Source organism: Shewanella sp. TC10 (assembly GCF_009663145.1).
GTDB lineage: Bacteria > Pseudomonadota > Gammaproteobacteria > Enterobacterales > Shewanellaceae > Shewanella.
The window spans coordinates 1-20,262 of the sequence record NZ_VKHR01000022.1; the positions used below are offsets into that span (position 1 = coordinate 1).

At 40.6% G+C, this 20,262-nt stretch carries 13 protein-coding genes; 6 read left to right on the forward strand and 7 right to left on the reverse strand.

Annotated features, from left to right (window positions below; translation table 11 throughout):
• A partial coding sequence (locus FNZ24_RS21465; protein ID WP_228768436.1) for a polymer-forming cytoskeletal protein occupies nucleotides 1-224 on the forward strand: 224 nt, incomplete at its 5' end.
• A gap of 12 nt (nucleotides 225-236) precedes the next feature.
• Here the strand turns inward: FNZ24_RS21465 and FNZ24_RS09510 are convergent.
• From FNZ24_RS09510 to FNZ24_RS09540, 7 genes are all read right to left on the reverse strand, one after another.
• Complete coding sequence (locus FNZ24_RS09510) at nucleotides 237-932, reverse strand: DUF2982 domain-containing protein (RefSeq protein WP_153914248.1); 696 nt, start codon at nucleotides 930-932, stop codon at nucleotides 237-239.
• Nucleotides 925-1,710: an ElyC/SanA/YdcF family protein gene (locus tag FNZ24_RS09515; RefSeq protein WP_153914249.1), complete on the reverse strand. Its 786-nt coding sequence runs from the start codon at nucleotides 1,708-1,710 to the stop codon at nucleotides 925-927. Before FNZ24_RS09515 ends, FNZ24_RS09510 begins: the two co-directional genes overlap by 8 nt.
• 172 nt (nucleotides 1,711-1,882) lie before the next feature.
• Nucleotides 1,883-2,788 (reverse strand): fructokinase, encoded by a 906-nt coding sequence (gene mak, locus FNZ24_RS09520; RefSeq protein ID WP_153914250.1) that lies wholly within the window; start codon nucleotides 2,786-2,788, stop codon nucleotides 1,883-1,885.
• 144 nt (nucleotides 2,789-2,932) lie between these two features.
• Nucleotides 2,933-3,757, reverse strand: a complete 825-nt coding sequence (gene cysQ, locus FNZ24_RS09525; RefSeq protein WP_153914251.1) for a 3'(2'),5'-bisphosphate nucleotidase CysQ — start codon at nucleotides 3,755-3,757, stop codon at nucleotides 2,933-2,935.
• Between the two features lie 391 nt (nucleotides 3,758-4,148).
• Nucleotides 4,149-6,227, reverse strand: coding sequence for a glycoside hydrolase family 16 protein (locus FNZ24_RS09530; RefSeq protein ID WP_153914252.1), 2,079 nt, complete (start codon nucleotides 6,225-6,227; stop codon nucleotides 4,149-4,151).
• Between the two features lie 139 nt (nucleotides 6,228-6,366).
• The gene (locus FNZ24_RS09535; protein WP_153914253.1) at nucleotides 6,367-8,994 is read right to left on the reverse strand and encodes a glycoside hydrolase family 3 protein; all 2,628 of its coding nucleotides are present in this window, start codon (nucleotides 8,992-8,994) and stop codon (nucleotides 6,367-6,369) included.
• An 82-nt stretch (nucleotides 8,995-9,076) separates the two neighbouring features.
• Nucleotides 9,077-10,387: a sugar MFS transporter gene (locus FNZ24_RS09540; RefSeq protein ID WP_153914254.1), complete on the reverse strand. Its 1,311-nt coding sequence runs from the start codon at nucleotides 10,385-10,387 to the stop codon at nucleotides 9,077-9,079.
• A gap of 297 nt (nucleotides 10,388-10,684) precedes the next feature.
• Between FNZ24_RS09540 and FNZ24_RS09545 the strand changes: the two genes are divergently transcribed.
• The 5 genes from FNZ24_RS09545 to FNZ24_RS09565 all read left to right on the forward strand — a co-directional run bounded on the left by FNZ24_RS09545 (nucleotide 10,685) and on the right by FNZ24_RS09565 (nucleotide 20,194).
• Complete coding sequence (locus tag FNZ24_RS09545; RefSeq protein ID WP_153914255.1) at nucleotides 10,685-12,019, forward strand: GH1 family beta-glucosidase; 1,335 nt, start codon at nucleotides 10,685-10,687, stop codon at nucleotides 12,017-12,019.
• Between the two features lie 62 nt (nucleotides 12,020-12,081).
• A complete protein-coding gene (locus FNZ24_RS09550) occupies nucleotides 12,082-13,401 on the forward strand; it encodes a glycoside-pentoside-hexuronide (GPH):cation symporter (RefSeq protein WP_153914256.1) in 1,320 nt (439 codons plus the stop codon).
• Between the two features lie 248 nt (nucleotides 13,402-13,649).
• A complete protein-coding gene (locus FNZ24_RS09555; protein ID WP_153914257.1) occupies nucleotides 13,650-14,660 on the forward strand; it encodes a LacI family DNA-binding transcriptional regulator in 1,011 nt (336 codons plus the stop codon).
• A gap of 675 nt (nucleotides 14,661-15,335) precedes the next feature.
• The gene (locus FNZ24_RS09560; protein WP_153914258.1) at nucleotides 15,336-18,335 is read left to right on the forward strand and encodes a TonB-dependent receptor; all 3,000 of its coding nucleotides are present in this window, start codon (nucleotides 15,336-15,338) and stop codon (nucleotides 18,333-18,335) included.
• A 275-nt stretch (nucleotides 18,336-18,610) separates the two neighbouring features.
• Nucleotides 18,611-20,194, forward strand: coding sequence for a tryptophan halogenase family protein (locus FNZ24_RS09565; protein ID WP_153914259.1), 1,584 nt, complete (start codon nucleotides 18,611-18,613; stop codon nucleotides 20,192-20,194).
• Nucleotides 20,195-20,262: the final 68 nt, after the last annotated feature.

The window sequence follows — 20,262 nt, forward strand, 5'->3', positions numbered from 1 at the left end:
CTTCCGATCTCACTTGTGAAAAACTATCCATAACCAATACAGGCACATTCGATGGTGAAGTGTACAGTAAACGTATGGAAATCTTAGATAACGGCCAATTTATTGGTTACCGCAAAGCTTACGATGAGAGCCTAGAGCACAATAGCCTTCTTAATGAAAAAGTTGTTAGCCCAAGCGCTGAAGCATCTGTAGACAATCCTCAGCTTTCTGCTGTAAATGTATAGACTCCTGTAGCGTTAATCTTCTTTTAAAAGATGTTCTTGTTGCCACTCGCGTAATAACTCAACAAATTCTGCGGGTGGCCTATCAAGGCTATCAATCGAAACATACAGATGAAAGCCTAAATGACTCTCTAGTGTCTGGCATCGATGACCGAACATCGCAAGTACTCCTCGATACCTATCGCCATTGACGACAAGTGGCGTAAACTCCGCTCCTAAGTAGGTTTCTAAGCTCTGTAAGTCTTCATCTTGCGTTGCTGCTGTCATCAGTAGTGGACGTTGCTCTGTCAATAGGCCTGTGGCTAATCGAGGTGAAATACAATCGAGGATCGGGTTTATCTGTTTTAATTTAAAACCAATGTATGGCAGTTCTATTAACTCAAGGTTCTGAGTCACACGTGACACATCCACTCTGTGAATATTGTTCCAACCAATGTGCACCGTACCTCGATTGTGAAAGTAATCTAGGCCATTTTCAGTAAGTTTAAAACTCGCTTTGGGCTGGTTAATCTTGGCAATACCAAGGATCAAACTCACGCTACCAAAACCAAATAGAACAATGCCTATACCAAATAAACTTTTAGCATTAATGAACAGGATAAGGCTGATAAATAGCGCCAAACCGCCAAAAACACTAAGCGTTATGCCGTTTCTTTTACCGAATGGACTGATTAGTAATGTTTTTGTGTCAGCAAAATTCTCATTAGACATTGGTAATAAACCCTTTAATTTTAATCCAAAGCATACCCACATATTCATGAATTGAGCGCTGAGAAATAAATAAGTTTCCTGCACTAAAACGCCACCAGTATCCAGGTGAGCTTAAAAAGTTGGTGGGTGCTGCAACAGGGGATAATTTATTTGCAGTAAAAATCATCATAGAACGAGGCATATGGGTTGCCGATGTCACTAATATAAAAGGAGTATTACCGATTAGGCTTTTCATTGATTGTGCCTCTTCAATGGTATCTAAGGCCTCTGGAAAAGTAACAATACTTTGCTCTGGCACGCCTAACTCTATCGCAGCTTGTTTCATAATGAATGCGTGGGGAGTTGGGGTTAAGCCACCACTCCAGCCACTTACCACTAAAGTGCATTGATTATCAGCCAATCTAAGTTGTCTAATCCCTTCAGACAACATTGTTAATGCAGTTGAGGATAATTGCTGAACAGCACTTATTTCAGGGTTTTCACGATGCCCTGAGCCTAAAACCATCACATAACAAGCATCGTCATTGATTTGAGCTAGAGGCAGTTCATTAACAGGATATTGAGATTCTAAGCTATTTGCGAGGTTGGCAGAAATAAAAGAGTTGCTCAGTAACATCAAGGTAGAAATGCCCAGTAGCAAACATAACTGACCAAATGATTTGAACTTTTTAGCTTGGAAACGCCAAATGAAAAGTGCGAACAATAAACAGATTAATATAAACGGCACCGGCATGACGAATTGCGACAAACCTTTTTTAAACCAAAACATCAATTTCATCTGTTTTTATCTGCTTAATTAGAAGTATCTGAATTGTAATTCATCTATTGTATCTACTGTGGCTGCAGAATGCGAAAATATCAGGTTATCATGCGATTAAACACCTAGGGTTCAATAAAAATGGCGCTTTAACAGCGCCATTTTTGATTTCAATGAGTATAAAAACGAATGACTAGTGTTCGTTTTTGCCCCAAAGCCAAGCTGCACCGCGCACACCTGAAGAAGCGCCAAATTGGTTTTTAACCACAATCGTGTCGCATTCTCTTCCTACCACATACTTAGGTAGCACTTTTGGAAGCTCAGTATAAATAGCATCGATATTAGATACACCGCCGCCTAATACAATCACATCAGGATCAATCATATTAATCAAATGTGCTAGAGAGCGGGCTAAACGATCGATATAGCGTACAAAAGCTTGTGTGGCTAAAGGATGACCTTCTGACATCATTTGTGAAATTTGAATACCGCTATCAGCTTCACCACCAGCACGGCGGAAGTCTCGAACCCAACCTGTACCAGAGATAAACGTTTCAATACAATCTTTATTACCGCAAAAACATGATGTTGAATTGAACTCATCTGGAGTCATCCAAGGTAGCGGATTATGTCCCCACTCACCTGCAATACCATTGCCGCCGCCATGAACTCGGCCGTTAATCGACAGTCCACCACCACAGCCAGTTCCGATAATGACACCAAACACCACACCTTTTCCTGCAGCAGCGCCGTCAACAGCTTCTGAGACAGCAAAACAGTTAGCATCATTAGCAACGCGCACTTCTCTATTTAGTCGAGCACTTAAATCTTTATCAAGTGGATGACCATTAATCCAAGTGGAATTTGAGTTTTTAACTAATCCAGTAAAAGGTGAAACGACACCAGGGATCCCAACTCCTACGGAGCCTTGTTGATTTGTTTCAGCTTCGGCTTCGTCCACTAAACCAATAATGGCATCTAAGGTACTAGGATAATTTTTAGGGGTCGGTACACGTTTGCGAAACAGTTCACTACCGTCTTCAGCTAACGCCACTAATTCTATTTTTGTCCCGCCAAGATCCACACCCATGCGCATCATAACTTCTCTCTCCATTTAATTATAATTTGTAATTAGATACGCACTTGAAGCTGCAGTTTTAAGGTGTAATTACAGTACCGATGACTTATTTATCAATGTGCTACCACTTTAATACCCATTGATTTACAAGTTTATTTTTCAATACTAAAACGCGTTACGCTCAAACCACTTTGGTGATGCTGCTATAAAGTACGGATTTAAAATATCTTCTTTTTGGTTGTACTCAAGTGGGGTTAATTCAGGATGCTTAAGCACCTTACCACCTGCACTCTCTAATACTGCTTGTGCTGCACCTGTGTCCCATTCGCTAGTTAAGCCTAAACGTGGGTAAACATCTGCATTGCCTTCTGCTACCAAACAAAACTTTAGCGAGCTACCAACGCTTTGCATTTGGTGCTCACCAATATGAGCAACGTATTCAGCAAGCCCTGGACTGATATGTGAACGGCTCCCCACAACAATGGGTTTATCGTTAACTTGCTTATCAGTGATATCTAATGTTTGTGTTTTACCGGCAGTTTCAAGCCAAGCACCCTCAGTTAAAATACCTGAATAACATTTATCCAATACGGGTGCATACACTACGCCAGCTACTGCTTTTCCCTTATGGATCAACGCAATATTGACAGTAAACTCACCATTGCGCTTTATAAATTCTTTCGTGCCATCTAACGGATCAATTAACCAATAGGTTGTCCAACTCTTACGAACATCCCAATCGATATCAGCCGCTTCTTCACTCATCACTGGAATATCAGCAAAATGCTTATCAAGTTCAGCAACTATTACGTTGTGACTGGCTATATCAGCAGCGGTTACAGGACTATCATCTTGTTTGTGCTCCACTTGCAAGTCTGGCTTCGAATACACTTGCATAATGGCTTCACCCGCTTGTTTTGCTATGGTGACAACAGTTTTTAGTTGCGCTTTAGATAAACTAAATTCTTGTGCTAATTCTTTATCAGTCAAAGGGTATTCCTCAGAAAATACCGACATTTAAGCCGGGAAATGATCGACACATATTATGCCATTGACCGTATTAAAGATTTATAACTATTTAGTTTGTCTTAGACATTAAATTAAAATCACATTCATACTCGATTTAATGACTATTCTTATTCAATAAAAGCTTAGTCTTACTCAACTAAAGCTTAGTCTTACTCAATTAATGCCTAATCTCTTTGCTGATGCACTATCATTTTCAATCATTAGCCAAAGCTTATTGTTACTTATTTGTAACGTCAGCTTGATAGTAAGCCAAGAGCGAAGAGCTTAAAACCCTCAACGCCTTGACTGCATTCGTATTCAAACTTTTTATCTCGAACTCGAGTTATCAAATACCTCTTAAACTGAGTTCAGGTTATTTAGTCAGTTTTACGTTATCAACTTGCATCACCACACCACTTTGATTACCCCATGCAGGAAAGATAACTAAAGGTGTATCCACTTGAGTTAAATCTAAACTCGACCCTGTATTGGCAACAACATCAGCAAGCATAATCTTATAATGAGTCCAAGCCCCGACTTCAGGAGTATTAATTGAAAAATCTCCAGAACTACAAGGATGTCCACAATCAATTTTAATATTAAAATCCCTTACTTCCCGCGGATCTGTAGTCACATTCAAATCAAACTCAAGGTAATTAAAACTACTCACATCTTGTTGAAAGTTAGTGCTTTGAAAATACACAACGGCTTCGTTTGTGTTAAAACTGAATTGGCTTACAAGATTATTGTCACCACCAACATCGACCTGCTCAATGGCAACACTACCTGTCGCAGCATAATGGCCAATCGCAAATGGCGCTTTTACTGTGTCGTCATAAACAATTAATTCATCAGATTGAGACACTTCATATTCATAGCGCACATTATCAATTTGTAGGCTCATATTACCTAAAGGCTCTATCACAAAAGGATTGGTTACCGATGCTAAATCAGCAAAGCTCCCCGGTGAAAACCGATTGCCACTGGTGACAAGTTCAGCAATAGGTAAGCGAATTTCAGTCCAAGTATTTAGTTCGGGAATATCTATACTGATATCACTGACATTAGGCCAACCGCTGTCTATTTTAACTAACAAGTCAACGTCGGTATCCGTGCTCATCACGTTCAAATCAAACACTAAAACACCATTTGCCGACCAATGTGATAAATCTGCCGTTGGCGGATAGGAGAAATAAGCATTACCCGTTGCGCCAACCTTGTCTAACTGCAACACTTCGCCGCGCCCTTCGACTTCAACAGCGGTTAAAGTCACTGCATTGTCAGGGTTATAACTGTCTAAGCTTAAACCTTCAGCAAGTGCGTCTTCGTATAAAGTAAACACAGGTCCAGCGCCGATATCCGTTGAAGGCGTGGTAATTTCTGGCGCCACATGACCTTCGACAATTTCAGCATTTTCATCAACAGATGCGCAGCCTTGTCCTGTTTCAGGTGAGATACTACATTCATACACACGTACGTAGTCAACTTCTAAAGTTTGCGGAAAAACACTCTCATCCACACCAGTATTGTTGACATTAGCCGCCCAAGTTCCGCCAACAGCTAAATTTAAGATCATGTGAAATGACTGATTATATGGGCCATCTTCTAGTGCATTTTGAAGATTGCCATCACTATCGGTATATTGACTGTACCAACCTGTTGAGCGTTGTGTAGCAAAGTGAACATCATCAACGTACCAACGAATTTCATCTTTTTCCCATTCAAGGGCATAAACATGAAAATCATCAGCAGGGTTGGCCCCTTCTGGCAGTGAATACTCAGCACCTGAATAAACATTCCCAGGCCATGCTTTGCCGTAATGCAAAGTACCGTGAATTTTCGCTTCAGGTTCTGAGCCCTCGGTCACCACTTTTAAATTAACCGCCTCCATAATATCGATTTCACCAGAACCAGCCCAAGGGCCATAAGCCCAATCAGTGGGTAACATCCATATTGCAGGCCATGTTCCTTGGCCTTGAGGCATTTTGGCGCGAATTTCAAAACGTCCGTACTTCCAGTCACCTTTATTGGTGGAATCTAACCTTGCTGAAGTATAAGGCTGCTGTTTTGAGGTATCATCTGCATCGTAATTCGGGTCTCCTAAAGCCACGGCTGGACCACTGAAATCTTCACGTTCTGCGGTGATCACCAACATACCGTCAGCAACCTTACTGTTTTCATCACGCTGGGTATAACATTGGTGTTCTTGATTGCCCCCACCATAACAATTGTGAGCTAAATTCCACTTATCTAAGTCAATACTGGTACCATCAAATTCATCACTCCAAACCAGAGTCCACGCACTCTCTTGTGGCTGTTCGACGGTGTTATCGACAGGAGCGGTATCATTGGCTGCCTCTACTTCCGATGAACTATCTGAACCACAACCAATTAATAATACGGCAGCGACACTGACACTAGTGAGCGTTAAAGCTGGTGTTAATTTTTTCATTTTCCCCCCAAGGAAATAGCAAAAAATCTTGAAAAAAATCCAACAAAATCCCTTACAAAGTTAATTGCAAGTTCACAGCAGTGCAGGAGTAAAACCAGTTAGTCTTGACCGAAATAAAGACTAACTGGCATAAGGTTATTTAAGGAGCTGGACAGCTAATTGTGGCGTTATCTGCAGCATTTGGCACGATGAATAAATCACTGAAATTGATTTCAGCTTGGCCATCAGTAGCAAGATAAAATGGCGTGTTAATGTTGCTAAAGTCCACTTGCTTATTCGCAAAACACTTCAAATCAACACTAATCGTTTGCCAGTTTCCAACTGATGAATTTAATGCCGCTGTAATATCAACATCCGCGCGGCAATCTCGATCACATGCCATGCCTAACATCACAGGTTTTTCAATCTTATTAGTCGTTTTAATCAATACAGAAAGTGCGGCATTATTATTTGAGTAAGCTCGTAAGTCCCGTGGGAAGTTACTGATTAAGCCAACAAAGCCAAGCTCTGTTCCATTAAAGTTCACTAATCGAGCATCTTCTTGTACTGCTTTATCAAAGGTTCTTAAAGTTAATGCATCATTTTGCTGAATACTGCTACTCACCGTTTCCATTGAGGTTTCAGTACCCACAATCAGTTTCCATGGTGCTTTAACCGCACGCTCAAATAAAGCTAATGTTTCAAGCTTTGTTTCAGAGGCAAAGTTATCTTCTGAAAGCGTATTCGACACTTCACTTTTCTCACCATATTTAAGGCCGTAACCATAGGCAAATAAAGGTTGGTAATCTTCATCGTTTACATTAACTGAGGTCTGCTGCGGGGTTATTGGCCATGAGAAAGAAAGCTTACCCACAAAATCCGCATTCACTTTACCGTCAGAATTTGAAAATAACACTTGAGCCACACCGTCACCTTCAGTCCCCGGTAACCATGCCGCTACAAACGCATCTGATGCATTTAATTCAGGGTTAACCCACATTGGGCGGCCACTAATAAACACTGATACAACAGGAATACCTTGTGACTTTAATGAACTAAGCAAAGCTAAATCACGTTTGTCACCACGTTGATACTCAAGGTTATCAATGTCGCCATTACCTTCTGCATATGGCTCTTCGCCAAACACAACAATGGCAACGTCGGGTTTGTTCGCCGCATCAAATTGGCCATCAACACTTAACCAGCTTTGCCCGCCTGCTGCTTTTACTGTTTGTTCAATACCTGCATAGATAGACGTTGCACCTGGGAAGTCTTCATTTAAATTATCAGTTCCCTGCCATGTGATGCTCCAACCGCCGGACTGCTTACCTATGTTATCCGCTGCATCACCTGCTACCAGTACTTTGGTATTGGGTGCTAAAGGTAAAATGTTGCCATTATTTTTAAGCAACACTAATGATTCACGCACCGCTTGTCTTGCCACATCACGGTGAGCTTTAGCACCAATTAATTCCGTTTTACCTGAAATAGCGCGATTAGCAGGGCTTGGTTTTTCAAATAAACCAGCTCTGAATTTAACTCTAAGAATACGACGTACTGCATCATCAACTCTTGCTTGAGTGATTTCTCCCGCTTTCACTTGGGCAATCGTATTGTGATAAAGCGGTTTCCATGCACTCGTTGGCACCATGAATACATCAAGTCCTGCATTCGCAGCTTGTGCACAAGATTCATTAGTACATCCATCAACTTGTCCATGACCGTTCCAGTCACCTACAACAAAACCGTCAAAGCCCATTTTATCTTTTAACACATCATTGAGCAGATACTTCTCACCGTGGATTTTTTTACCTTGCCAACTGTTAAATGAGGCCATCACGGTTTGTGCACCTGCGGTTAACCCGCCGACATACCCCTGAGCATGGATATCAAATAAGTCTTGTTCTGAATCTAAGTTCTGGCCTTGATCTATGCCTTTCTCTGTACCACCGTCACCTAAAAAGTGCTTAACGGTAGAAATAACATGTTGATCTGATAAAAAGTCATCACCGACTTTGCCTTGCAAGCCTTCAACAATTGAGTGGGAATACGCTTTAACAATACGAGGATCTTCTGAGTAACCTTCATAGGTTCGTCCCCAGCGATCATCACGAACTACAGCAACCGTTGGTGCAAACACCCAATCAATGCCGGTTACCATCACTTCTTTAGCGGTTATTGCGGCAATATCACGGATCAAGTCGGGATTATTCGCAGCACCCAAACCAATGTTGTGTGGAAATAGCGTTGCCCCAATCACATTGTTATGACCATGAACCGCATCTGTGCCCCACATCGTAGGGATAGAAATACCATCAACGCTATCGTCAATGGATGCTTGATACATATCTTCAGCGAGCTTAATCCAGTCTGCTGGAGTTGCATGCTTATCATCATTTGGATATGCACCGCCGCCATTTAAATATGAGCCGAAACCATATTTACGCATATCTTCAACCGTGATATCGCGAATTTCAGGTTGGATCATCTGAGCAACTTTTTGCTCTAAGGTCATCTTTTCCATTAGCTTAGAAATACGTGCCTCTAATTCAGCATCTTTCGCTAACGGAATATCTAAAGTAGGCCAAATATCAATGTTATTTTTGACAGTGCTAGCAGCTTCATTTGTTTCTGAAACTTCCACTACTACTTGTTTATCTGACTCCGCTTCAGCTGGCATAGCCTTTTTATCATCATCCGAGCAAGCAGACAGCCCAACCAATACGGCGATGATTTGCAATGGCAACGTTAATTGCTTCCTTGCGATAACCTTATTTGCCTTTTTCATAAAATTTGCCTTATGTATTCTTGTCATAAATTCTAATCAGGTTGCCAGAATGCTCGTAGATGCAGCATTCACGGCAAATATTTTAAATTGCTTGCGGGCGTTTCGCTTTACTGCCAATTAAACCGTAATAAGCAATAAAGGCATAACACACTAGCGGTAAAATGAACGCCAGTTGAATGCCAAATGTATCAGCTAACATACCTTGAAGTAGCGGAACAATCGCACCACCAACAATTGCAAGACACAACACACCTGAACCCTGACTGGTATGTTGTTTTAAATCTGCCAACGCTAAACTGAAAATCGTTGGGAACATAATTGAATTACATAATCCCACTAATAATAATGCCCACATTGCCGTGGTACCTTCTGCAAGCATTGCTACTGCAACTAACAACACTGCACATGTCGCGTTAAATGCCAGTACTTTACCTGCAGCTATTTTCTGCATCACTAATGCCCCAATAAAACGACCAACCATCGCTCCGCCAAAGTAGTATGCGATGTACTTGGCAGCTTGTGCTTCAGTAAAACCGCCTATATCAGGTTGGGTTAAAAAGTTAATTAAAAAACTACCAATCCCAACTTCTGCGCCAACATAAACAAAAATGCCCACTGCGCCTAATACCAGATGAGGATATTTCCACGCACTGCCTGTTGATGTTGCATCAGCATCCGTTTTTTGCTCATTAATACCAAGAGTTGGGAGTTTAAGGACGAAGAAAATAATCGCTAATACACATAAGGCGCCAGCTAACATTAAGTAAGGCACTTGCACTGTACTGGCTTGATGAACGGCTTCAACAGTCGCTGTCGATACAGCCGAATCAGCAACACCTGATTCTGTGCCATGGCTCATGTTGCTTAAAATAAGGTAACTACCAAAAAATGGTGCGACCGTTGTACCTAACGCGTTAAAAGCCTGGGTCATGGTCAATCTTGAAGAGGCCGTTTCAGCAGGCCCAAGTGCGCTAACATATGGGTTTGCTGCGACTTGTAAAATAGTAATCCCTGCAGCAAGCACAAAAAAAGCACTCAAGAACATCCAATAAGATGCGTAACTGGCAGATGGATAGAACATCAAACAACCCACACAGGCAATCGCAAGCCCTGTCACAATCCCCTTTTGATAGCCAATTTTCCCGACAAGGTGCCCAGCAGGAATGGATACAATAAAATAGGCACCAAAGAAACAAAACTGGACCAACATGGCTTGGGTGTAGCTTAATTCAAACATATTCTTTAAATAGGGAATTAAGATGTCATTTAAGCAAGTTAAGAAACCCCACATAAAAAATAATGATGTTAATGCCATCAAAGCAAACCGAAAATTCCCAGTTTGATGAACACTCCCCATTTCTGCAGCATCTGCATTTAACGGTGCGTTAGCCATGACATTTCCTCTTTAATTATTATGTATTTATGGTTTAAGCCAATCTGAATTCTGTGTTCTACATCTTTTGTAGTATGTAAACAGCTTGTTTCGAGAATTATCTAAATCAATTATTGACGTTTGGTTAATTAATCACTAACCTCGATGTAAGCGCTTTCATTTTTAACATACCGATAACGAAAGTCAACGATTTTTATTAGTAAAAATTGTAACAGCACCTCAGTAACCGCTTGTGTTCAGGCCATTGAAGCGCTGTAGGCAGAATTACATCAGAAACATATTAAGTGAATAATAAATATGAAAATATCATTACCATCAGATTCTAAAATGCACTCAAAAGGATTTACTTTTGGTGTTGCAACCGCCTCTTTTCAAATTGAAGGAGCGGCTGATTCTCGCTTACCTTGTATCTGGGATACCTTCTGTGCAACCCCAAATAAAATCCGTGATGCTTCTGACGGCAAGCAAGCTTGTGAGCATGTGGCATTATGGGAAAACGACGTTGAGTTAATCAGTTCATTAGGTGTTGATGCTTACCGATTATCGATATCTTGGGGAAGAGTCATCAACCAAGATGGCAGCCTGAATCCAGATGGAGTGAGCTTCTATATTAATTTGATGGATGCGCTTATCAGTAAGGGAATTAAGGTATACGCCACGCTTTACCACTGGGATTTACCGCAACATATTGAAGACCAAGGCGGATGGCTTAACCGCAATACTGCATACCTATTTCAAGATTATGCCGATAAAATTACCCAAGCGCTGGGTAACCGCGTGCATTCTTATGCCACTTTAAACGAGCCATTTTGTAGCTCTTACTTAGGCTATGAAATTGGTATTCATGCACCAGGGCTTGCAACTAAAGCTTATGGTCGTAAATCAGCACATCATTTACTACTCGCTCACGGCCTTGCCATGCAAGTAATCCAGAAAAATAGCCCAGACTCTTTAAATGGTATTGTGCTGAATTTCACCCCTTGTTACCCCTATTCACAAAATCCTGCTGATATAAAAGCCAGCCAAATTGCAGATGATTATTTCAATCAGTGGTATATCAAACCCATTATGTTTGGTGAATATCCATCAATCATCGATGATTTTGATGATGGTGATAAGCCAGATATTTTTCCTGGTGATATGGATATCATTAGTCAACCAATCGATTTTTTAGGGATCAACTTTTATACCCGCGCTGTATATCAAGCCTGCAGTGACAATCAGTTTATCCAAATCGATATGAAAGATGCCCCTAAAACCGATATCGGTTGGGAAATTTATCCCGCCGCATTTACTGACTTATTAACCAGCTTGCATAAAACATATTCATTACCACCGATATATATCACTGAGAATGGCGCGGCTATGGACGATAAGATCGCCAATGATGCAGTGAATGATTTAGACAGACTTGAATATTATCAAGCCCACTTAAATGCCGTGAACAATGCGATGGAGCAAGGCGTTAAAGTTGATGGCTACTTCGCTTGGAGCTTAATGGACAATTTTGAATGGGCAGAAGGCTATTTAAAACGCTTTGGAATCGTGTATGTTGATTACCAAACTCAAAAAAGAACCATAAAGCGCAGTGGACTTGCCTACCGTGACTTTATCAGTCAAAGAACTGTTTAGTTGAAGCATTTTTTATGCTCGACACCCTATATTAAAATAATAATGACCCGAAAGAGGTTCGCATGATTAGCGTTAAAGAAAAAATAGCCTATGGATTAGGTGATACAGCCAGTAATATTGTGTTCCAAACTGTAATGTTGTTTCTAACCTTCTTTTATACTGATATTTTTGGAATTTCACCTGCATTCGTCGGCACTATGTTTCTTGCGGTGCGTTTTATTGATGCGATAACCGATCCTCTTATGGGGGCGTTAACCGACAGAACAGAAACTAAATGGGGTAAGTTTCGCCCTTACCTCATCTGGTTCGCACTTCCTTTTGGATTGATCAGCGTACTTGCTTTTACTACACCAGATTTAGCTGAAGAAGGTAAAATGATCTATGCCTTCGTCACTTACACGGCGTTAATGATGGTTTACACCGCCATTAATATTCCTTACTGCGCTTTGGGCGGTGTATTAACCGCTGATCCTAAAGAGCGTGTTTCTGTGCAATCTTACCGATTTGTATTTGCCATGATTGGCGGATTAATGGTATCGGCGTTAACTTTACCTTTAGTAGAATACTTTGGCCAAGGCGATCAAGCTAAAGGTTACCAGCTGACCATTGCAGCGATGAGCGCATTGGGCGTGGTGATGTTTATTCTGTGTTTTATGGGCACAAAAGAGCGATTACACCCACCTAAAGATCAAAACTTAAGCTTCAAAAAAGACTTCAAACTACTTTGGCAAAATGACCAATGGCGTATTCTGTCAATTGCAGCGATCTGGCTATTATCAGGCATGGTACTTAAAACCAGTTTAGCCATTTATTACGTGAAGTATTATTTGCATATGCCAGATTCAATTACCTTATTCATCACCCTAGGGATGATTGGTAATATTTTCGGCTGTATTTTGGCTGAACCACTGGCTAAAAGGGTTTGTAAGGTAAAAGCATATATTACGATTCAATTCATAGCCGCAGCTCTATGTATAGCGGCCTATTTCGTCTCAGGCGATCAAGTTGAAATCGCATTTGCGCTGTTTATTTTATGGGGCTTTACTTTCAATATGGGCACCCCACTACTATGGGCGAAAATGGCAGACGTAGTTGATTACGGCCAGTTTAAAACTGGGGTAAGAATTACCGGAATGATTTATTCATCGGTGATTTTCTTTATCAAGTTAGGTGTCGCTATTGGCGGCGCGGCAGCAGGTTGGTTACTCGCGCTATATGGTTATCAAGCTGATACCGAGCAAACACAAGCAACTCAACAAGGGATTTTGATTTCATTTACTATCTACCCTGCTGTGGGATCAATTATCGTTGCTATCGTCATGAAGTGGTACAAGTTAGATAATGAGCAAGTTGAGAAAGTACACGCTGCAATTACTCAATAAATGTGTTCAGTAGTCACTTATAAACCTTATATGACTAATGAATAATTATTTAAAAATTGTAGAATTTTATTAATTACAGAGCTTGATACAATTGATACGCTCAACAGATAATACTGTATATTTGGCGAACTGATTTATTAATGTTCGCCAAATAAAACGGTTTTTTAATGATTGTGCTAAATAGTTCATGCTAGTCTAACCGACGTTTTGACTCTCATCATTAGCTAGACAGAATTAAATAGGGATATATGGCGACAATATATGACGTATCAGTTTTAGCAGGCGTTTCACTCGCGACAGTGTCACGAGTGATGAATAACAACACTAAAGTCAGCGAAAAAACGAAACAGAAAGTATTAAGTGCAATGGATCAATTGGGATATCGTCCAAATACCATTGCGCAGTCCCTTGCGTCTAGCCGCTCTAATAGTGTCGGCGTTTTAGTCTCCCAGCTTGATGGTCCTTACTATGGCCCAATGATGACTGAGATTGAAACCGCTCTTCGTGCTGGCAATAAACACGTCATTATTGCTGCGGGTCATAGCGTAGAGTCTCAGGAAAAAGACGGTGTTGAGTTTTTAATGAGTCGTGGCTGTGATGCACTAATTCTTGACGTGGAAGCTGTTGATGATGAATACCTGATTAAGCTGCACCAGGGTGATACACCCATTGTGCTAATTAACCGCTATATCGAAGAAATTAGCGATTCTTGTGTTTATTTAGATAATGATCTTGGTGGTTACCTCGCCACCAAACACATTCTCAGCCATGGACATAAAGACATTGCGTATATCTCAGGCCCTAAATTTAAACTCGATGCCCAAGATCGCTTATTAGGCCATAAACGGGCATTAAAAGAGTTTGATGTCGAATTTGATGAGCAACTGTGCTTTGAGGGAGACTTTAAAGAACACAGCGGCAGTTTGGCGATGGAACACTTACTTAGCGTCAAAAAGACCTTTACCGCTGTGGTTTGTGCTAACGATCAAATGGCCTCTGGGGCTATTGCAGTTTGTCTTGAGAAGGGCATGAAAATACCCGATGAATTATCTTTCGTCGGTTACGATAATATTCCCTTCCCACAATACATTTCACCTAAGCTAACAACTATTAATAACCCGATTCATGAGATGGGAAAAATGGCTGCATTTTGGGTATTAAAGCATGTATATAACGACCCTAAAGCATCGGTTGAGAATACATTTATACCTACTTTAATTGTTAGAGACTCGGCAACAAAACCTGATAGAGAATTTTAATAATTTATATTAAAACCGTGTTTTTATTTTAAAGCGCGGTTTTTTTTATAAATTCTTTTAACCCAACCCATTAGCCAACCTCTTGATCAGTGTCGCTCCCCTCCTCTCTTTTCATTTGTTTTGTAGAATATCTATCAACATAAAAATAGCTTTCCTGACTCATTTTGACTTGAATAATTAACCGTAATTTTGAGCAATTCACCCTTTCATGAGCCGTCAAAACCTTTGGCTATTTGTCATACAAAATGCACCTTAATAGTGATGTAGCACCTTGAAATTGTTCTTGAATAAAAATTACCTTCCTAGATCAGCAACAACTCACCTCTCTAGCGCAAATTAAATAAAAAAAATGTAAGCGCTATCACAAAATTATTTCATTTATTATTTTAAAAAAAATGATAAAAATAATAATTATTAACCTTAAAAATCAGCAGCTTAAGCTAGTGTTAATTGTATCCTTTCAAAAGCAAGGTTAATAGATTGTAATAATTACTAGTAATTATTGTTGACGCTGTTAACAAATTAATCTAGTTTTATGTAAGCGCTTACATTAACTTTTACATAAAGGCTTTTAAAAGCGTTTAAAAATGATGAATAAACACATTACGTGAATACGTAATCCGAATAAAAAAATCAGAGAGTAGTAGCCTGAGATCTAGTCGAGGGGAGACTTAGATGAAATCTAGAACATTTAAAAAGACCAGAATTGCCACTAGTTTGTCGGTAGTACTGAGTGCAAGTACCATGATGCCAGTATTCGCAGCAGATGAAGTTGCTGTAGATGAAAACATTGAAGTACTTCAAGTCACGGGTATTCGCGGAAGCTTAATTAAATCAATGGATTTAAAACGTAGCTCTAACGGTATCGTTGATGCAATTAACGCTGAAGATATTGGTAAGTTCCCAGACAGTAACTTAGCTGAGTCTTTGCAACGTATTACCGGTGTATCAATCGACAGACAAAATGGTGAAGGTAGCCGAGTTTCTGTTCGTGGTTTCGGTGCAGACCAAAACTTGGTTATGCTCAATAACCGTCAAATGCCAGTAACAACCGGTTCTCGCTCTTTTGACTTCGCAAACATTGCATCAGAAGCAATTAGTGCTGTTGAAGTTGAGAAAACAAGCCAAGCGAAAAACTCAACTGGTGGCATTGGCGCAACCATTAATGTTCTAACTCATCGCCCACTAAGCTCTCCAGGCCTTAAAGCAACATTCGGTGTTAAAGCTGTTGATGATCAATCAACTGATGAAGGCTCTGTTACACCAGAACTATCAGGTTTATATTCAAATACATTTGCTGATGGCAAATTTGGTATCTCTATTTCTGCGAGTTACCAAGAACGTGAAAGCGGTAACCAACAAGCACAAGTCGGTACTGGCTGGCGTAGTTTCCCAGGTATTGTTGACCAAGACTGGGGCGGCGATAACGCTGAATGGGGTGGTGTACCAAAAGATGACAATCAAATTAACCGCCCAGGTGAAGATGATGTGTACGCTGTACCACAAACCACAGTTTACCGTTTTGAAGAGCAGCAACGTACCCGTACTAACGGTCAGTTAGTATTGCAATACGAGCCAATCGACTCTTTACGCGCAACACTTGATTACACATACATGCAAAATGATGTTGATACCCAGTCTCATGATGTATCTGCATGGTTTAACTTTGTTCCAACTCAAGAAAGTACTTGGTCTGACGGCCCAGTTTCTTCTCCATTGGTTTATTCTGAAACTTACCCTGATGGTGGCGCTGATTTATCAATGGCTGCTGGTGATTACGGTACTCGTGATGAAAGTGGTTCTTTAGGTTTTAACTTAGAATGGGATGCGACTGATAACTTATTCTTATCATTGGATTACCATACTTCTGAAGCAGAGCGCTCTCCAAATAGCCCGAACGGTAGTAACAGTAACTTAAGTACAGCTGCATTTATTCGTACAAGCGCAGCAACAGATTTCACAGGCGATGTACCAGTTTTAGCTGTTGGTGGTGGTAATGCTGTTCGTCCTGAAGATATGCGTGTTACCGGTTCAGTATTTGGTAATGCTCGTAATAAATCAGAAGTTGAGCAACTACAAATCAATGGTACTTACGTATTTGAAGAAGCAGGTAGCATCGACTTTGGTATCGCAGCAACTGACGTAAATAATCACTCTCAATCAGTTAACGTTCAGCGTAATGACTGGGGTGGTGTTGGCGCTGAAGGCGACTTTGACCCTTCATGGTTCCCAGCGGGTAGCGTTCAGGATAAATTTGATGGTTCACAAGGTGACTTCTCAGATTATGAAGGCTCTGCCTCTATTGACCCACAAGATGTGATTTTCCTTTGGGACTTCGAAGCGGTTCGCGCTCGTGCTGCAGAATTATATGGTTCAACTGCTGTTGGTGATTGTGGTAATGGTTTCTGCCCATCTACTGATTATGCAAGTGATACCGACAGATTTACTCAAGAAGAATCTCAATCAGCATACGTTCAATATAACTACGAAGGCGAATGGGGCAATATGCCATTTGATGTTCACTTCGGCGTACGTTATGAGAAAACTGATGTTGAGTCTAAGTCAGCAGTTTCATCTTATGACCAAGCGACATGGATTGCAGAGACAGAGATTGCACTTGAAAGCACTACATCTGATAACCGTGTATTTGGTACTCAAACAGGTTCGTATGATTACTTCTTACCAAGTTTCAACTTCAATATTGAAGTGGTAGAAGATGTTTATCTTCGTGCTGCATACAGTGAAACAATTGGTCGACCAGACTACACCTCTATTCAAGGTGGTACCTCAGTCGGTACTCTAGCAAACCGTGGTGGTGGTAGTGGTGAATCAGGTAACCCAAGCCTACTTCCACTTGAATCAACTAACTATGATTTCTCTGGTGAGTGGTACTACGCAGATGCAAGTTATGTCTCAGTCGGTTACTTCCGCAAAGACGTAACAAACTTTATTGATAGTAACCCTGTCAATTCTACTATCTATGAAATCCCAGACCCATCAAATGGTGTTTACGTTGCTGAAGCTATTGCCGCAGGAAATGTAACAGCAATTGATCAGCGTCAGTGGATTTACGACACTTATGGTGCAACCGATCCAAATGTCACTCTAAACCCAGATAACGGCAATATTGAGATCACTGGTAACCCTGGTGACCCAAGCCTTAACTTTGTACTAACTACCCCTTCTAACAGTAGCGACAGTTCTGTGATTGATGGTTGGGAGTTCGCTGTACAGCATTTCTTCGGTGAATCTGGATTTGGTATGCAAGCTAACTACACGTTAGTAAATGCAGGTGATTCTTATGACAATTTCAACCTAAACCGCCCTGGTGATGACCCGCAGAATGTATTAACCAATATCAGTGATACGGCAAACGTTGTTGCTATCTATGAAAACTATGGTTTCTCAGCGCGTCTTGCATGGAACTGGCGTGATGAGTTCTTGAACTCTACAGGAGACGGCACAGGTGCTAACCCATCATATACTGAAGAATACTCACAAGTTGACTTCAATATTGGTTATGACATCGCTGCAGTTGAAGGCCTAACAGTATTCTTTGAAGGTTTAAACATTACTGAAGAAAATACGCGTACTCATGGTCGTTCATATACTCAAGTGCTTAATTACACCCAAACAGGAGCCCGTTACAGTCTAGGTGCGCGTTATACATTCTAGATTGAACACTTTGTAAAAATGTAAACTAAGGTCGTTTGAGGTGACTATCATGGTCACCTCTTTTTTTAAGCTACATCCGTTTGCAACATGGACGTTGCACCTTTTTTATGAACTTACAATTCTCTTTCATTATTACAAATTATTACTTACAAACACTTGTAAGCGATTGAAAAATATTCAATGCTAGTCGAGCACTAGCAAAAAAGATAACTCTAACGATACGAATTAAAGTTACTAAAACAGGCCTTTACTACAAAAAATAAAATAGGCATTTTATGGCACAAGCGATTCAAAACATTATTATTGTTGGCGGCGGCACTGCGGGTTGGTTAACTGCGGGAATACTGGCTGCTGAACACAACGCTGATAATGGTAAGTTATCGCCCTCCCCTAAGCTCAATATAACCTTAATCGAATCCCCTGATGTGCCCACTATTGGCGTCGGAGAAGGCACTTGGCCTTCAATGCGAACTACCCTGAAAAATATCGGTATCAGTGAAACTGAATTCTTACTGAGTTGTGATGCAAGCTTTAAACAAGGCTCACGTTTTATAAATTGGACTCATGCCCAAAAAGCTAGCGGCAATTCAACAGAACATTATCTCCACCCTTTTAGCTTACCCATTGGCACTAACGAGTTAGATCTTTGCCCTCATTGGCTAGCACATAGAGACCAAGTTAGCTTTGCCGATGCAGTCGGCCAACAAAATCAATTAAGCCAATTAAGTTTAGCCCCCAAACAAATCACAACGGGCGAATACCAATTTCAAAATAATTATGGCTACCACCTCAATGCAGGAAAATTTAGCCAGTTATTGCAAAAGCATTGCACTGAAAAGCTTGGCGTGACTCATATTCAAGACCATGTCTGCACTATTCATAAATCAAAAAATGGTGATATTAGTCATTTATCAACGAAACAATCTGGTGAACTCAGTGCTGACTTTTTCGTTGATTGTACTGGCGTTAAGTCTCTATTACTGGGTGAGCAACTTAATGTCCCTTTTATTTGCCAAAAATCAGTTTTATTTAATGACTCAGCTCTTGCTGTACAAGTGCCCTATCCAAATAATGATACTGAAATAGCCTCTTGTACCCATTCAACTGCACAATCAAACGGTTGGATTTGGGATATTGGTTTACCTACAAGGCGTGGGGTCGGTCATGTTTACTCATCAAGTCACACAGACCAAGCACAGGCTGAAAAACAGTTAGTTGAATACCTAAAGCCGACAATCAATATTGATGCGGATAATCTTGAAATCAGAAAACTATCTATAGCGCCTGGCCATCGACAAGTTTGTTGGAAAAACAATTGTATGGCTATCGGCATGGCTTCAGGCTTTATTGAACCTTTAGAAGCCTCTGCATTAGCCTTAGTTGAGTGGAGTGCCAATACCTTAGCTCAGCAACTGCCTGCAAACAGACAAGTCATGGACATTGTTTCTGCCCGAGTCAATAAAAGGTTCAGTCAGCATTGGCAGCAGATTATTGAATTTTTGAAATTGCACTATGTACTCAGTAAAAGAACCGACAGTGATTATTGGCATGACCATCGAGAGTCTTGTTCTATTCCTGAATCATTACAGCAGCAACTTGAACTATGGCGCACTCAAGCACCAAATAAACATGATATCCAGCATACTGATGTGTTATTTCCCGCAGCCAGTTTTCAGTTCGTGCTCTACGGAATGGCGTTTCAAACCATGTTGCCGAGCCAGTTAAAGCCATCGCAACAAAACAGAGCTCAGCAGCTTTTCACTGAAAATATTAAACGCACTCAAGGTTTAAAGCAGTTATTACCTACCAACCGTGAGTTGCTAGCAAAAATAGCACAATATGGATTACCTAAAATTTAGAGCAAGGCTTAAATAAAATTCAAACAAGACTTAAAACAAAACTTAAAACAAAGAATAGTAAACCAACA

What these genes read in the sequence shown, in the direction of transcription:
- FNZ24_RS09510 (WP_153914248.1), bottom strand. Translation starts at nt 932, where the DNA reads ATGTCTAATGAGAATTTTGCTGACACAAAAACATTACTAATCAGTCCA.
- FNZ24_RS09515 (WP_153914249.1), bottom strand. Translation starts at nt 1,710, where the DNA reads ATGAAATTGATGTTTTGGTTTAAAAAAGGTTTGTCGCAATTCGTCATG.
- mak (WP_153914250.1), bottom strand. Translation starts at nt 2,788, where the DNA reads ATGATGCGCATGGGTGTGGATCTTGGCGGGACAAAAATAGAATTAGTG.
- FNZ24_RS09530 (WP_153914252.1), bottom strand. Translation starts at nt 6,227, where the DNA reads ATGAAAAAATTAACACCAGCTTTAACGCTCACTAGTGTCAGTGTCGCT.
- FNZ24_RS09535 (WP_153914253.1), bottom strand. Translation starts at nt 8,994, where the DNA reads ATGAAAAAGGCAAATAAGGTTATCGCAAGGAAGCAATTAACGTTGCCA.
- FNZ24_RS09540 (WP_153914254.1), bottom strand. Translation starts at nt 10,387, where the DNA reads ATGGCTAACGCACCGTTAAATGCAGATGCTGCAGAAATGGGGAGTGTT.
- FNZ24_RS09545 (WP_153914255.1), top strand. Translation starts at nt 10,685, where the DNA reads ATGAAAATATCATTACCATCAGATTCTAAAATGCACTCAAAAGGATTT.
- FNZ24_RS09550 (WP_153914256.1), top strand. Translation starts at nt 12,082, where the DNA reads ATGATTAGCGTTAAAGAAAAAATAGCCTATGGATTAGGTGATACAGCC.
- FNZ24_RS09555 (WP_153914257.1), top strand. Translation starts at nt 13,650, where the DNA reads ATGGCGACAATATATGACGTATCAGTTTTAGCAGGCGTTTCACTCGCG.
- FNZ24_RS09560 (WP_153914258.1), top strand. Translation starts at nt 15,336, where the DNA reads ATGAAATCTAGAACATTTAAAAAGACCAGAATTGCCACTAGTTTGTCG.
- FNZ24_RS09565 (WP_153914259.1), top strand. Translation starts at nt 18,611, where the DNA reads ATGGCACAAGCGATTCAAAACATTATTATTGTTGGCGGCGGCACTGCG.